The 15,692-nt window shown below is 45.8% G+C and carries 15 protein-coding genes; 4 read left to right on the forward strand and 11 right to left on the reverse strand.

All coding sequences use genetic code 11. The annotated features are described in order from the left end of the window. Window positions 1-21 precede the first annotated feature (21 nt). The 3 genes from nagK to MKS89_RS07940 all read right to left on the reverse strand — a co-directional run bounded on the left by nagK (window position 22) and on the right by MKS89_RS07940 (window position 3,726). Window positions 22-933, reverse strand: a complete 912-nt coding sequence (gene nagK, locus MKS89_RS07930) for an N-acetylglucosamine kinase (protein ID WP_072957795.1) — start codon at window positions 931-933, stop codon at window positions 22-24. A 231-nt stretch (window positions 934-1,164) separates the two neighbouring features. Then, on the reverse strand, window positions 1,165-3,246 hold the full coding sequence (locus MKS89_RS07935) for a methyl-accepting chemotaxis protein (protein WP_072957793.1): 2,082 nt from the start codon (window positions 3,244-3,246) through the stop codon (window positions 1,165-1,167). Between the two features lie 138 nt (window positions 3,247-3,384). Beyond that, window positions 3,385-3,726 (reverse strand): DUF3802 family protein, encoded by a 342-nt coding sequence (locus MKS89_RS07940; protein WP_072957791.1) that lies wholly within the window; start codon window positions 3,724-3,726, stop codon window positions 3,385-3,387. Between the two features lie 297 nt (window positions 3,727-4,023). Here MKS89_RS07940 and MKS89_RS07945 point away from each other — a divergent pair, with 297 nt between their 5' ends. The 3 genes from MKS89_RS07945 to MKS89_RS07955 all read left to right on the forward strand — a co-directional run bounded on the left by MKS89_RS07945 (window position 4,024) and on the right by MKS89_RS07955 (window position 7,539). Further along, window positions 4,024-4,893, forward strand: coding sequence for a fructosamine kinase family protein (locus MKS89_RS07945; RefSeq protein WP_072957788.1), 870 nt, complete (start codon window positions 4,024-4,026; stop codon window positions 4,891-4,893). A 119-nt stretch (window positions 4,894-5,012) separates the two neighbouring features. Beyond that, window positions 5,013-5,735: a riboflavin synthase subunit alpha gene (locus tag MKS89_RS07950; RefSeq protein WP_072957785.1), complete on the forward strand. Its 723-nt coding sequence runs from the start codon at window positions 5,013-5,015 to the stop codon at window positions 5,733-5,735. 433 nt (window positions 5,736-6,168) lie between these two features. Continuing rightward, window positions 6,169-7,539 (forward strand): MATE family efflux transporter, encoded by a 1,371-nt coding sequence (locus MKS89_RS07955; protein WP_072957783.1) that lies wholly within the window; start codon window positions 6,169-6,171, stop codon window positions 7,537-7,539. A 146-nt stretch (window positions 7,540-7,685) separates the two neighbouring features. On the opposite strand, the gene MKS89_RS07960 is transcribed toward MKS89_RS07955, so the two are convergent. The 7 genes from MKS89_RS07960 to MKS89_RS07990 form a co-directional block, all read right to left on the reverse strand. Further along, complete coding sequence (locus MKS89_RS07960) at window positions 7,686-8,543, reverse strand: DNA ligase (RefSeq protein ID WP_077316185.1); 858 nt, start codon at window positions 8,541-8,543, stop codon at window positions 7,686-7,688. Window positions 8,544-8,702: 159 nt separating this feature from the next. Further along, window positions 8,703-9,878 (reverse strand): tetratricopeptide repeat protein, encoded by a 1,176-nt coding sequence (locus MKS89_RS07965; RefSeq protein WP_205409085.1) that lies wholly within the window; start codon window positions 9,876-9,878, stop codon window positions 8,703-8,705. A 2-nt stretch (window positions 9,879-9,880) separates the two neighbouring features. After that, a complete protein-coding gene (locus tag MKS89_RS07970) occupies window positions 9,881-10,507 on the reverse strand; it encodes an energy transducer TonB (protein WP_072957777.1) in 627 nt (208 codons plus the stop codon). Continuing rightward, the gene (locus MKS89_RS07975; RefSeq protein ID WP_021020272.1) at window positions 10,507-10,911 is read right to left on the reverse strand and encodes an ExbD/TolR family protein; all 405 of its coding nucleotides are present in this window, start codon (window positions 10,909-10,911) and stop codon (window positions 10,507-10,509) included. Before MKS89_RS07975 ends, MKS89_RS07970 begins: the two co-directional genes overlap by 1 nt. Then, the gene (locus tag MKS89_RS07980; protein ID WP_072957774.1) at window positions 10,908-11,447 is read right to left on the reverse strand and encodes a MotA/TolQ/ExbB proton channel family protein; all 540 of its coding nucleotides are present in this window, start codon (window positions 11,445-11,447) and stop codon (window positions 10,908-10,910) included. Before MKS89_RS07980 ends, MKS89_RS07975 begins: the two co-directional genes overlap by 4 nt. Continuing rightward, entirely contained in the window at window positions 11,447-12,808 is a 1,362-nt protein-coding gene (locus tag MKS89_RS07985) for a MotA/TolQ/ExbB proton channel family protein (protein WP_072957772.1), read from the reverse strand. Before MKS89_RS07985 ends, MKS89_RS07980 begins: the two co-directional genes overlap by 1 nt. Window position 12,809: 1 nt before the next feature. Then, window positions 12,810-13,577, reverse strand: coding sequence for a DUF3450 domain-containing protein (locus MKS89_RS07990; protein WP_072957769.1), 768 nt, complete (start codon window positions 13,575-13,577; stop codon window positions 12,810-12,812). Between the two features lie 217 nt (window positions 13,578-13,794). Between MKS89_RS07990 and MKS89_RS07995 the strand changes: the two genes are divergently transcribed. Continuing rightward, window positions 13,795-14,523 carry a glycerophosphodiester phosphodiesterase family protein gene (locus MKS89_RS07995; protein WP_072957767.1) on the forward strand — a complete coding sequence of 243 codons (729 nt, stop codon included), beginning with the start codon at window positions 13,795-13,797 and terminating at the stop codon, window positions 14,521-14,523. Between the two features lie 139 nt (window positions 14,524-14,662). Here MKS89_RS07995 and MKS89_RS08000 read toward each other — a convergent pair whose 3' ends face one another. Further along, complete coding sequence (locus tag MKS89_RS08000) at window positions 14,663-15,406, reverse strand: chromosome partitioning protein ParA (RefSeq protein ID WP_072957764.1); 744 nt, start codon at window positions 15,404-15,406, stop codon at window positions 14,663-14,665. Between the last annotated feature and the right edge of the window lie 286 nt (window positions 15,407-15,692).

Raw genomic sequence — 15,692 nt, forward strand, 5'->3', positions numbered from 1 at the left:
ACAATATAAACATCGTTATTTTCAAGGTTGAAGATTTAAAAATGCAGCGCCCCGGACACCGCCGGTTGCGCCGTATTTTGCTCTTCTGATTTCCGGACATTGTGCGATTGGTAACAAATAACGCGAGATTCGCTGCGGCAGCTCCTGATAAAGCCGTTCAAAATTTGATAGTCCACCACCCAGTACAACGGTATGCGGATCATGAGCCGTAAAGATATTTCCGAGACATATCGCCAACAATTCGATGAAAAAATCAATAAAATCACTTGCTGTCTTATCACCTGCGTAAAAATTCTCAATGATCTCGACGGCAGGTTTGAATTGCCCATACCGGTGTTGATACAGCGCCTCAAAACCGCGACCAGAAATATAGTTCTCCAGACACCCTTGCTGACCACATCCACATTGGAATAAAGGCGGATTGTCTCCTAACCAAAACCATGCATCTATTGGTATTCGCATATGGCCGACTTCTCCTGCGATATGATTTCTGCCGGAAAAGATTTCACCGCGGTAGACTAGTCCGCCACCAAACCCAGTACCTAAAATGAGTCCCATGACCGAAGGACTGTCTCGCAACGAGTCATCCCATGCTTCAGACAAGATAAAACAGTTTGCATCATTTTCGATCCTGACGGGGCGTTGCAGTCGTTCTTCCAAGTCGTGGCGTAAATGACGACCATTAACACTCGGAATGTTGGCCGTCAGCAACGTGCCGTCATCAACACGTTCCATGCCGGGGAGCCCCACACCAATTTGACCAACACAGCCCAAAATTACATCATACTTTTCAACTTGTTCTGCGATCACGTTGATAAACTGGTCATAGTTCTTTAGCGGAGTAGGCAAACGTTCGGTTGCGACTCGGGTCAAGGTTGTATCGAATGCACCAAACTCAATTTTCGTTCCACCGACGTCAAAGCCATAATACATGGCGCGCCTCCTCCATAGCGGTGATTATTATTCTGTAGTTGTTTCGGACATCACAATCGTACAGCTTTGCCCGTATCCGATGCAGACAATATACTCAAATTCAGATGATATACCCAATTCAAACGACGATACATCCAGAAATGAGCGGTGCCAACCATGATGATCGGCACCGCAATGAGATGGGATTTAAGCGGATAGGATTTAAGTGGATAGGATTTAAGTGGATAGAGTTTAAGCGGATGCAGCGACCGTCGGCGTCGCTGATCGTTGATGTTGTGACAACTGATATTGTGACAGCATCGTCTGTTGCTGATTGGCTATGTCGGAAACCTGCCCGGCACTACCGACCACTTCCTGTAAACTTAACGCTGTCTGTTGCCCTTGTTCAGCAATTAAAGCGATGGAATGGTTTACTTCTGCCGTAGCTTTTTCTTGCTGTTCTGCCGCGACAGAGATCTGTTCAACCCGCGCACAAATGCCTTGCACCGATGATTCAATCGAGGTGAATGATGATTTAACTTCTTCTCCGGATTCTAATGCCAGTGACATTTGTTGCCGCGAATCATTCACAGCCTGACGCGAACGATTTGCTGATGTAACCAACTCTGACATCAATTGACGAATGTTCGTGGTCTGTTCAGATGTTCCGCTCGCTAGCTTTCTCACTTCATCTGCGACCACAGCAAAACCTCTGCCCTGCTCACCCGCTCTGGCAGCTTCAATCGCCGCATTTAGCGCCAACAGATTAGTATTCTCAGCAATCCCGCTGATCAAATTGACCATGCCCTGAATCTGATCAACCCGTTCCACGAGTTCATTCATTGCATCATCACTACTGTCCAGCCGTGCATTAAGAGATTTCAGTGCATTCTGATTCTGAAGCAGTACATCGAGCCCCTTCTGGGCATGAGCAACGGATAGCTGGCTTTCCTGATGGGTCTCGCCGGTAATTGATGCGATTTCACTAATTGATGCTTCGATTTCCGTCATGGTTGTACTCATACCTGCCAAAGCTTCATTCTGGCGCGTCAAACGTCGCTGACTACTTTCTGATGCTTGATGACTGATTTCCGAAGCCTGATAAAGTGATGAAGACGTTTCCGTCACTTGATTGAGTGACAGACGGATCGCATCAACCACTTCATTCAGATTTCTGGCAACGCTTCTCAGTTCTGAAGGACCTGATTCAATCAGGTTATCCGAGAAGTCTTTTTGTGCCAGAGAATGCAACTCGGTCAGAATATGACGCAGACTATGTAGCACCCAACGACGTAAAAGAAACCAAACAATAACCAAAACAATAATTGCAATCACCATGAACCATATCTGAGCCGAGGTTGTCAGACTAAGCGTCTCTTTCACCAAAGATTGATTATTCTTGATCTGCTGACTGGCCCCCTGTGAAATCTCATCCAGTTTCTGAATGGTTTCAGTTGCAATACTGATCGCTTGATTGAGTTGCTCATCCTGTTTGTGGATCAAGTCAATTTGTGCCAATACCTGCTTGATGACACCGTGGTCAGCAAACCCTTTCTCCATGAGTTCGTAAGGGGCGGTCAGACTGGCAAATTCAGATACGTCTGGATACATTTCCCGAAAATCATCGAAAGCCAGTGAGACGGCCGACTCCCGGGTTCTCAGCGTCTTATAGAATTTTTGCGCAGCGCCTTCGTCTTTCTCCATCATCAGCATCAAAAACAGACTTTCCATTTTTGCAGCATTTGCAACAAAACGATTGGCAGCATCCATTGCTTCCGGATTTTCAAAAGCCAGCATGTTGGCAATCCGGTTCATTTCAGGGCCGATAGAGCTCACACCATAACGAAAAGTATCTGCGGCATCTTTTAACTGAACTTGCTCTTTTAACTTCTCTGCCTGTATCGACATCAATGAGCGACTGAGAGACACAAAGGTGTCTACATTGCGAGTAATCGTATCAACCTGTGCTTTGGTGAGGCTGTTGTGCTGAACTGACTCATCCACCGCTTGCTTGAGCTGCTCTAACAGGCTTTGCGTCGCATTGATTTTTTGATCAATGCCTGCGCGAATTTGGGTCAGTTGATCTTGTTGTGTTGTACGAATACCAGCACTCATCAGCTTGGTATTTTCTAGAATCGCTTGCACAAGCTGAGCATTGGTAATTGCCAAGGGAAATGCCCGGTTAGACAGGTGATCAAATTGTCCGGCGACAGAATGAAGCCCGCGGAGTCCCTGATAGGAAAGCAGTACAACAAACAGAATAAAGGCAACAAAACACGTGCTGATGATTCTGATAAGGGAAGATGAGGAAAAAAATTTGAAAATATTTAGCATCTGAGTTGGTCATCTGGTGAATACCTGCGTTGATGCTAAGAATAAAAAATTTCAGTCGTGTAACAGTTATATGACAAATGTATGACAGTGATAATAATATAACTAAACGCTAACATGAAAGCGAATCATTCTTCATACTCAGTCATATTTTGCAACAGCCGTATCAAACAGATTCTTCATCAATGAAATAAACTCATCCAGAAAAATAATCTGCTCATTGGTTGCTTTTTTCTTCCAGCATCCGGCCAGCACTTCTTCCAAATCTTCGGCAACCATATCCGCTTCTTTCAGAAGTTGAAAACGGACACTTGAATGAAGGTCAGGATTCTGTTCGAAAATATCCATAATATTACTTGCAACTAGATCCGTCACAACATCTTCAACACTCTCCTGACCTATATCACCTTCGTGCATGAACACGTCGAGATTTAATGAGAGATGCTCGATCAATGCCAAATAGCCTTCGGTTTCTACAACCACTTTTGTACTCCACGATGATTCATGTCTAAGCCAGCAATTACTTCTATTCTAATTATAGAACGCAATTTTTGCAGTAGTGCTGTTCAGAAAATTATTGTTTTTGAACGTTTAGCACAGTCTATAGATAATCTGTAACCAATTTCAAGAACTGAATGTTCAAATCGGAACTCTAGAATATGCATTAAATCACATTATTCAAGGGATGCCCCCTATCCAAGTCACTATTAATTATAAAGAATAGGAAAAATAATTGACTCTCACCTAGACTTACGAAGGCGTCGTTACGAGGTAATCGTTATGTGGCAAGGTATCGTAGAACAACTATCACTTACATTAGGCAAAGAATTTCAACTTCACGAGAGACAAAGAATTCATGGCGGTGATATCAATGCCAGCTATGTCATCAGTGACGGACAAGAGAAATATTTTGTCAAAGTCACGGAGCAAGAGGGACTCTCACAATTGATTTGCGAACAAGATAACCTCAAGGCTCTTGCGCGTAGTCACTGTGTGAATCTTCCCAAAGTACGACTGATCGGCAGTTCCAAGACGCATGCTTTTCTGGTGCTGGATTATATCCACTTAAAACCGTTGGAGAGCGGAGAACGCAGCTACCTTTTCGGTGAACAGTTAGCTCGCCTCCATCAATGGGGAGAACAAAAAGAGTATGGTTTTGATCAGGATAACTATATTGGTGTAACCATCCAGCCCAATTCATGGAACAAAAAGTGGCATCGTTTTTTTGCCGAACAGCGCATCGGCTGGCAGTTGCAACTGCTTTATGAAAAAGGCATCGTATTTGTTGATATTGACAAATTTGTCGAAATTATCGCTCAGCGACTTGGACCTCATCAACCCAAACCTTCATTACTCCATGGCGATTTATGGCATGGGAACGTGGCGGACAACGGACTTGCCCCCTTCTGTTTTGACCCTGCCAGCTATTGGGGAGATCGAGAATGCGATATTGCCATGACAGAGCTATTCGGTGGATTCGAGCCTGAATTCTATCAGGGTTATGAAAGTGTTTTACCGTTAGAACTGGCATATCAGGAACGCAAGCATATTTATAACCTTTATCACATCCTCAATCACTGTAACTGCTTTGGCGGCCATTATCTCGATGATGCCCAACAGTCGATTCGCTATATTTTAGAAGAATCATAGCGAGAAAATCATTACAGGGCTTGAAGCCGCTCAGCATGAGAAAAGACACTAGGAATTAAGCGACAACTGGTTCAAAATACCGACGACACTGTCACATGGGCATAACAGGAGAAACAACAATGTTCACAGGTATCATTCAGTCTGTCGGTCTTATCTCATCAATCAGTGACCACAAGGGTATAAGAACATTTAATATTGAGTTTGAACCTGGTTTCTGTACCAACCTAGAAGTTGGGGCGAGTGTTGCAATTGATGGCGTTTGCTTAACGGTGACGGAGATAGTTACAAACACCAAAGCAAAGTTTGACGTCATGCTCAAAAGCTTGGAGATTACTACGCTGAGTGAGTACGGACAGAACCAAAGAGTCAATGTCGAACGCGCTGCAAAAGATGGGGCTGAAATTGGCGGACATCCACTTTCAGGACACATTGATTTCAAAACGTCAGTACTTGACGTACAACAGATTGATGATAACTATCGTGTCCGTATTTCAGTCCCGCACGAATGGGGTAAGTATATTTTCCCCAAAGGGTATATTGCCTTAAATGGTGCAAGTCTGACCGTTTCAGATGTAAATAAAAATGAAGGCTGGTTTGATGTTTGGTTGATCCCGGAAACCCGAAGAATGACCACTTTCGAAGATAAGCAGAGCGGCTCAAATATTAATGTGGAAATCGAGCGTGGTACGCAAGTGGTTGTAGACACGGTTCGCGATGCCATTGATGAGAAAATGGGCGCTTTAATGCCATTATTCGAGCGGTTCTTAGCCTCAAACAACACCGATGTTGAGTCTATCGGTCAAGCCGCTCAAAAAGCACTCTCCAAATCAGACCACTCGTAACCGATTATATGTAACCGATCACATGATGAGCGAGAGGCACTGCCCCTCGCTTCTGTCATACTGAACAACAAATGCAACTACATGAATATATAGGTTCTTTTTTCATTCTCGTCAAACAACTTTTACTGAACTTTGAACGATTCCTATAAACATTCTTGCTGCCTACTGAGTATGACAGTGATAGAATATATTCAGACGACATCCATATGACGCGAATATAATAGTTTCATTGAATATCGTCAGGCAGGGATACGCAATATGAGATGACTCGGTTTATCCATATCATCTCAAGCAGGGCTCAGGCTATCGGGCTGCAGTAATATACCCAAATGACACGCAAGATATCGGATACGATCTCTGTCCTAAACATCAGGGTATATGTGAATAGCAGTGAATTTAACTCGTTTTATTTTTTGTCTCATTGGGTAATTTTGTGCATCTCTATAAAGCAGAAACAAAAAAATTATTTAACCTTGCCGTTCCCGTTTTAATCGCCTCCGTGGCGCAGACAGGAATGGGGTTTGTTGACACCGTTATGGCCGGTGGTGCCAGCGCTGTCGATATGGCGGCTGTTGCTGTCGCCGGTAGTATCTGGATGCCAACTATCCTTTTCGGTATGGGGATTCTAATGGCCTTAGTGCCAGTGATTGCTCAGTTGAATGGCGCCGGCAAACAGAACAGTATTCCTTACGAAATTCAGCAAGGCATCTATACCGCACTTTTGCTGACAATTCCTGTCATTCTGATCCTACTCCAGACCAACCAAATTATGGTCTGGATGGATATTGATCTTCCCTTGGCAGAAAAAACCCGCAATTACATGTATGCCATGATGTTTGGTGCACCGGCTTTCTTGCTCTTTCAGGCACTGAGAAACCTGACTGACGGGATGTCGATGACCAAACCGGCCATGGTGATTGGTTTCCTCGGCTTACTGATCAACATTCCATTGAACTGGATCTTCGTCTACGGTAAGTTCGGTGCCCCGGCATTGGGCGGTGTTGGATGCGGAGTCGCGACAGCAATCGTCTATTGGACGATGTTCTTGATGTTATGTTTCTATGTTGTCACGGCCAAACGGCTCGCCCCGTTCTCCCCTTTCAAGTCACTTGCTCGTATCAATAAGAAAGAGCAGATGCGGATTTTCAGTCTGGGGCTGCCCGTTTCTGCTGCCATTTTCTTTGAAGTGTCACTTTTCGCCGTGGTTGCCCTCTTGGTTGCTAAATTGGGAGCGACCGTTGTCGCAGCTCACCAGATTGCAGTTAACTTCTCATCGATGGTATTTATGCTCCCAATGAGTATCGGTGCCGCAGTTAGTATCCGTGTGGGCCATAAACTGGGTGAAGATGACTTTGATGGATCGATCATCGCCTCAAAAGTCGGCATCGCCTTAGGTCTCAGTACAGCAGTGATCACCGCAACATTGACGATCCTGTTCCGTGAACAACTGGCTTGGATGTATACAGATAATCTTGAAGTCATTGCATTGGCAGCTCACCTGCTGTTTATTGCCGCGATTTATCAATGCACCGATTCGATTCAAGTTGTCTCAGCCGGTGCCTTGCGGGGCTATAAAGACATGAAGTCCCTTTTCTACATTACTTTTATTGCTTATTGGTTATTCGGACTGCCTTTCGGTTGTATTCTGGCCTTTACCAATTGGATTGTAGAACCAATGGGTGTCGCCGGGTTCTGGGTCGGATTCATCATTGGCCTCTCTTCAGCGGCATTGATGCTGGGGACTCGGCTCGGATGGATCTTCAAACGGCATACAGTTCCTAAACTGAATGTGGCTTCATCATAATTGAATCATCGTTTGATTATTTTCCAATCACAGGGATGCATTGCATCCCTGTGATTTTTTGAGTCCAACTGACCCGAATATCCGCTTTCCATTTCGACACTCAACCCTATCAACACTCAGTCATAAAAAGTATCGCGATACACGATTCAGGGCAGTCGTTCACGGAGAAACCGGGCAAAGCGAGGCTTTCCTTTCGCCGTCATTCGATCATAACGATAAGTAATCCAGCTCCCGATGCTCGGAGGTGACGCTCTCTGCTGATCGGTTAAACCACTCCCGACATAAAACTCGACACCCTGACGACTCCTGACCAAAAGCGCCCCGACTTGATTTTGATACTTCCCTTTGCCGTTTTTGTAACCAATCACCTGCGCTTCATCATCCCGATAAGGTTTTATCTTGAGCAAGGTATCACTCCGGCCAGAATGATAAGCAGCATTCCAGTCCCGTAGCATAATCCCTTCACCATTCGCTTGAATGATACGCTGCATCAATTTGTCCAGCGCCTTTTGAGATGTCAGAGCAAATTGCTCAATCAAATGAATATGGGAGATATCGGGCTGACGAAGTAACCATGAGGCAATCTTATGATAGCGCTGATGATAAGGGCCAATCCCGAAGGGAATGTCGAACAGCATAAATGACATCTGCTGCCAGCTCTTCGGATCAGGTCGCTGATCCAAAATGGTCTGCTGAACCAAGTGAAATTGCCCTCTTCCGGCCCAGAGTTCCCCCTCTACCGGAAACGGCGGGAGTTGGCGTAAAAACCACTGCGGTGCATGAATTGGCGTACCATTTCGAGTCCGTAACAGCTTGCCATCCCAGACACCCCGAATGCCATCCAATTTTTCGCTGGCTCGGTAGTGGTTGAATTCAAGTTCATAACGACCGGGAGTGTAAGTGTTGGCCAGCATGACTTGTTCGGGAGATAATTCATCATGTGGCCCGGCATCTGCTGCCTGTGACAACATCAGGAGCGAGAGAAGCGTCATTTTTATTTTCACGGTAGCAATATCCTGTTATCGGTTGATCTGTCGATAACATGACGGCGTACGTGAAAGGCGTCATCACATGTCTGGTTTTAATTCGAGGAAGTATTCGGTTTCTCATTCACCAGTAACATGATGGCTCATCAATCGTGTGAGATGACTCGCAACGTACCGCTAAGATTCTCTATTTTGTCGATATGCATGCAACTGAGTCAGATACTTAATCCAGCTTTTAGCCTCGCGGGACGGTTGAAGACTATCAGCCTTCTTCGCTTGGCTGAGCGCCTGCTCAAATTGGTTCAGCTTGTAGAGCGCTTGCGTCCGTAACAGTGCAATATCGGCTGGTTTATCATGTCCTTGTAACAAAGCCAATGCATCGAGCGCATGCTGATAATGACCTTGTTGGAGCTGTAAACGCGCAACGTAGCGATAATATTTTTTATCGTGTTGTGCGGCGAGCTGCCAGTTTTCAATCGCTTTATCCCACTCCTTTGCCTGCTGCCAGTAGTAAGCCGTTTGGGTTATTTCTTCAAGTGCCGGTGCGGATTGCTTCGCCAACCCGGCCATGACTCGGGCAGCTCTTTCCGGAATACCGTTTTGTGCATATAGATTCGCGAGCAATTTCAGGTTTTGCTCTGAAAGTGCCACCCCTTTCAATCGCGCGAGTTCCAACGAAGCAAGCGCCGAACGGAACTGTTTCGTTTTGATCTCCATATTCACTAACTGTAGCCACAAGTTGCGTTGATCCGGTTCAAGTGTCAACAATCGTTTAATGGTTGGAATGGCTGCTTGATAGCGAGTGAGCTGGATTTGAGCGCCTAATTTCACCGAGAGTGGCGTCACCGCATCCGGCAGTCGGAATTGTTCATATCGTGAGATTGCGGCCAGTGATTTTTGCCACTGAGATAACTGATAATAAATTTGTCCGATCCGAAGCCAAAGCTGGGACACATCTTTTTTCGGGGGAGCAGATTCAGCCAGTTGTCGATAGTAGGTCACGGCTTCTTGATACTGGTGGTCATTCGCGAGCAGATCAGCCAGCATCCGCTTAGCGGTCCAAGCCAGATCATCTTTGAGTTGATTAGATGTGACCGCGTAACGGGCTTGTTCAATCGCCTGCTGGCTCTGTTCATTTTGCCAATAGTAATTGGCTAGGATTAAAGCAACATAAGCTTGATCCTGTGGCTTCGCGGCGGTGACGGCACGTAATGTCTGAATTGCCTGTTCCAACTGCTGCTGTTCAGCCTGTTTTTGAGCTTGAACCACTTGAGCGGCGACATGACGACTCAGTTCCACCGCGGAGACAGTACTGGTATATAACCATAACAAACCGATAAAAATATATTTCATCTTCATTTATCCATCTCAAACTTGATGATCTGAGTCATCCCTACCTGCTTCTCAGCCTTGCCGTTAACAATTCGAGGCTGAAACTTCCACTGTTTGATCGCTCGTCTGGCCGACCGATCAAAAATCCGTTTCGGCTGACTCTCAATCACTTGCACATTGACCGCCCGCCCGCTTTCATCAATATCAAACTGTAATGTCACCGAGCCTTCGATTTCTCTTCGCTTCGCCCGGGGCGGATAATCAGGTTTGATCTGATAGAGAGGAATCGCCTGCCGGCTACCGCCGATCGCATTGATATCAAACGCCGGCGCCTGAATCGCGATCCCTTCCAAACCGGTAGGTAATCCCAAATCAGGGACGGACGCCATCATCGGAACATGATCAGCGACCGACTGTTGCTGAGCGACCGAGGTCATCTGCGGTGCTTCAGGCGGTTTTGGCTTTTCCGGCACAGTTCTCTGACGCCGTTGCACTGCATCATCCGGTTCAGTCATCACCATATTGAACTGCAAAGCACGCTGTTCTTCCGGTTTCTGGTGCGAGCCGTTATCCACCATCCAAGCCATAAAGCTAAATAGACCGACAGAGAAAACAATGGCAACCGGCAGAGCAAATAACCAGCGCATCATTACCGTTTCTCCGCTGCCAATGCGATTTGTTTAACACCGGCACTTTTGGCGGCATCCATCACTTGGACGACCGTCCCGTTGTAAGCGTGTTTATCGGCTTGAATCACCAAGGATGCATCGGGTTTATCCAGTAACATCTGTTCCAATGTTGCCTGAACCCTTTCAACATCGACACGCCGCTTATCAATATAAATATCATTCGCAGCCGTTATCGCCACAAAAACACCGGCCTGTTTTTGGCTCACCGCATGCGCAGCCTGCGGCCGGTTAACTTCGACACCGGACTCACGCACAAAAGAACTCGTCACGATAAAAAAGATCAGCATGATAAATACGATATCCAGCATCGAGGTCAAATCGACCTGCGCTTCATCCTGCTTTACTGAGCGTCTTCCCAGTCTCATAAACGACTCCTCAGTGATTTTTCGAGTTTCATTTCCAGCCACTGACATTTTTTATACAACCGGGCATAGATAAACATCCCCACGAGCGCGGCAACCATACCCGCCATGGTCGGCAGTGTTGCCAGAGAAATGCCCGAAGCCATAAGTTTCGGATTACTACTGCCTTGATTCGCCATCACATCAAAAACAGAAATCATGCCCGTCACCGTCCCGAGTAATCCCAACATTGGGCAAATACTCACCAACACTTTGATAAAATTCAGGTTTTGATAGAGCGCATCATGAGCCTGCCCTAACCAACCGTCACGGATTGAACGGGCATACCATGACGTCTGGTCATCACGCTCAATCCACACTTGAATCCAGTGCTGCTTCTGTTTAGGAAACTGGAAAAACAGATAAATCAAGCGCTCAATCACCAGTAACCAGTTCAAACAGACAACGGCAGCCAGCCACCAAAGCACCGTCCCCCCTTGGGACATGAAATGGTTCAGCGGTAGCAACAGTTGCTCAAACGGCATGAAGAAACTATCCATCACGCAGCATGCTCCAAATCATCTTTTGAGACTTGATCGTTCTCTGCTTGTGCGGCAACTAAACCAATCCCCTGTTTTTCAAGAATGGTACGAATACTTTCGGCCTGAGAAGAAAGGATGTTGTGTGCCAGTAACATGGGCATTGCTGCAACCAATCCCAGAACCGTGGTGATCAGCGCCATGGATATGCCGCCAGCCATAACTTTCGGATCCCCATTCCCGAACTGAGTAATGACCTGAAATGTTTCGATCATACCGGTCACCGTACCGAGTAACCCAAGCATCGGCGCTAACGCAGCAAGCAGTTTGAGCATTGACAACCCTTTTTCGAGATGGCTTTGTTCATCAACAACAACTTCCAGTAAACGGAGTTCCAATGCTTCAACGCTACGATGTTTCTCTTTGTCATACACACTCAGCACTCGGCCTAACGGATTGTCGCCCGGTTGCTGAGGCATTTTAAGCTGTGCTTTGATTTTTTGCTTGATCACCGCCAGAGAAATACCTCGCAAAATCGCGATGACAAGGCCAATGGCAAGCAGACCCAAAATGATATTTCCGACAACACCGCCCGCTTTTAAACGATCAAGTAAGGTTGGTACATTTGCAAGCTGAGCCAGCAATGTTCCTTTTGACGGGTCAACAACCAGTGATTGTGTCTGACCGGCCAGTAATGGTGCAATGCTGTTTAGTGTCGGGCTGTCATCGGGTTGTTTGAGATAAGGGAACGCGACCTGTTTGTTGTCATCCCAGTTCATGTACCCTTGGGTAGCAATCAGGCCAAATGAGCCAAGGCGGGCGGCGGCCTCCGTACTTTTGATCCCGGATTCATTGACATAAGGCACCTTCACTTGAGTGACTTCACCACTCGCGCGAATTTGTTCATTCATACTCTGCCACAAGCCACTAAGCTGCTTGAGTGACGGAAGCGATTTCGCGGCAACAATGTCATCAACAACCGGTGCGTAAGTCTGTCGATCAATTTGCGTTATCGAATGAGACAAATCTGATTTGAGGGTCTTGGCGTTTTGCCGTACCACGCCGAATATTTCACCCAGTGAGCCGGTTTCAAGCCGGAGTTTCTCTTCTTGCTTCGCCAACGCGCTTTCATTGTGACTGAATTGAGACGTCAGTGAATCAATCTCTTCTTGCAGATTCACTTTGGCTTTTTGTAAGCGTTTCACTTCTGCTCGCAACGTTTGCTCGGTTTCCTGAAACGATGTTTCCCGCACTCGGTTATGTTGTCGTTCCTGCTGTTGTGCGCTTTGGGCTTGATTGACCAAGGACGTCTGGCTGTTATCAGCCATAACTGGCGTCGTCAGACTCAATAAGCAAAGGCTGAGGCATACTTTTAATTTCATCTTATTTCGCCTCCGTTACAGCAAGAGAAACCGGCACATCCAACAACGTCGGTGCAATATGTTGATTGGCTAAATCAAATGCCTGATTGATGCGCGTTAGCTGCGCCGTATCACCATTGATCCACTGATGAGATTGCATGTCCCACATCCAGAACGCCTGATGATTTAAACTTCTTGCGAGCAGGCTTAAACGACCGATATAGAGAATATCAACTTCACGGGTCACATCGTCTGATGTAGTAATGTCATCCTGATAAGTCGCGATTTTATTCCCGTAGTCCATTTCGATTTGATAGGCCTCTAAAATACGACGATACTTTTCCGCCTCACTCACATCGGCTCTTCCCATCAACGCAGTCAGTTTCTCGACGCGCTCCCGGCGTTGTGCAAGCTTGATCGGTTTATCTTGTGCAATGATCTGTTTGAGTCCGTCGATCATGTGATACATCAAAGGAACAATCCCCTGCCGGGTTTCTTTGATATCGCTGATTTGCTGCACCAGACTGGTCATCTCTTGGTTCTGACTATCAATCAATGTCTTCAAGTGATGACGATACACCTCTAAGTTATTGACCTCTTCTCTCAATCTTTCAATTGATGCTTTGAGTTCAATGGCGGCCGAGGCACTTTTATCAATCACTTTCTGGCTACGGACGGAAGCTTGATTGGTTTTTTTCTGAATGGATTCAGCCTGGTCTATTGGTGCTGCAAGTATTGGAAATGCTGTTAATGCAGCCAAAACGAATGCACTGGATCTAAAACGATTCATAAGAATAAAGTTGGTTGCGTCAAATTGCCCTCATCTTAATGAGAAAAAATCTCATTATCAATAGATAAATCAAATCTACTGCTCGATTGGCATGAAATATACAGCCGCCGCGCCACGCGCTGATCGGGACAGCTTTCTCCAGATATTCAGACGCGATGCTATCGTTTACAGCCACTTCAGTCTATTATTTGGGGCACATTTTTGTAAGGAGTAAACAATGCAACCCCGAATCGTCGGACACCGCGGTGTCGCCGGAAGTTATCCGGAAAATACCATGGCCAGTATCATGGCCGCGATTGACCTCGGCCTCGAATGGATCGAAGTGGATATTCAACCCACCAAAGATCAGGCGCTGGTTGTCTGTCATGACTATAAGATTAATCGGTGCAGTAACGGGCGGGGACGCATTAATGAATTGACACTCGATGAGCTGCAACAATTCGATTTCGGCAGTTGGTTTGCGCCAAGCTTTGCCGGAGAGTCCATTATGACCTTGCAAGAATTGCTCAGAGTCGTCAAAGCCACGGGGATCCGGGTCAATCTCGAAGTGAAACTCGATCATGATGCTGTCGGGCCAGTAATTGCTTCACTCAAAAAAGAACTTGAAACGAGTAATGTCTCCCCCGATTCAATTTTATTATCCAGTTTCCACCATGACGTCATGCGTGAAATGAGTCAGCAGCTTGCTGATTTTCGTCTCGGTGTTTTAGCAGAAAGAGTCAATATGAAAGTGATGCGGCTGATTGATGAAATATCAGCCTTTAGTTGTCACCTCAATGCACGCTGGCTGACCAAGAAACAGATCAAAAAGCTGCGTGAAAAGTCAGTTGAAATTTGGTGTTATACGGTCAACAACCCACGCTTTCGTCGTTTGTCTGACGTCGATGCGATTTTCAGTGACTTTCCGGAACGATTCTTAAATCATGACTCACCGACGCCATCTTAACCGTCGACCGTTCTGCGAGAGGAATAGCGGGTGAGAGAGGAATGGCGGGAGTTACTTGATCGAGTACGCATCAATGAGGTGATTCAACAGAATATCCTGCGATGAACCGGACGCCAATGTTCCGGTTCATCGGTTGTCATTACTCAATCCCCAGATCTTTTGCCAGTGCCTGAATTTCTTTCAAATCCATCTGATTCACTTTGATCAGTTGATTGATTTTACCCAAACGTTCATTGGCAGCATCTTGTTGATCACAAGCATCTGAATGAGCATCCCAAGAGGTTCCTTGTAAATAAAGGTCACACTCTTTCTTTAATTCTTTCTTTTTCTGCTGGAGCGTGTCCCGCTCTTGTTCCAGTGACTCTAGGGATTGTTTTACTTTGAGTTCCTTCTGGAACAATTCTCGCGACCGCTCAAACATCGTTGCTTGAAGATCGGCCTGATGATTGAGTCGGTTATTCACTTTGTTAACCTGCGTGATCTTGGATTTCTCCTTTGATAACTGCTCCGTCAGTGCTGTTTTTTCCTGCGTTAATTGGTCTATTTTCCCATTCAACACATCTAACTGTTGCTGGTAGGTACTTTTTTGCTCGGCCAGCTTTTGGTCAAACTCTTTACTCAGTTGTTGAATTTTCAAATGAGTTTGCTGGTCCGAATTTACCAGTGTTTTCTGGTTGGCTTGTTCAAGCTGATGATAACGAGTTTCCAGTGCCTGATAACTCTGCTGCCAACGTTGTCCCGACAACAAGGCACCAATCAGCCCGCCCGCGGCAATACCGATGGCGGCAGCGATACCAATGTAGAAATAAGTCCGTTTGTCTCTTTGTTCAATAACGACAACGTCTTCATCTCCATCATCCAAATTGTCAGATTGTTTATTCACAATAACTCCATCTGCTTTAACGCATTAATTCACTTACAACAACGGCAATCAGGTAAATTGCAAAAGCGCTACAAAGAACAACGATAATGCCCTTCTGTATGTTCTCACGAGTGTCGTATCGAACCAAAACATATGCAAGCGCAATCAAAACTATAATTGCAATGAGTCTAACCATAATTATTCCGCCTTACTCATCTGGGATTTATATCATGATTCTTTTATTTAAGGTCAGAAGAAAGTCGATAATACATCAAGTCATCATTTTTTATAGATTTACGTAAATTCT

Source organism: Vibrio gazogenes (assembly GCF_023920225.1).
Taxonomy (GTDB): domain Bacteria; phylum Pseudomonadota; class Gammaproteobacteria; order Enterobacterales; family Vibrionaceae; genus Vibrio; species Vibrio gazogenes.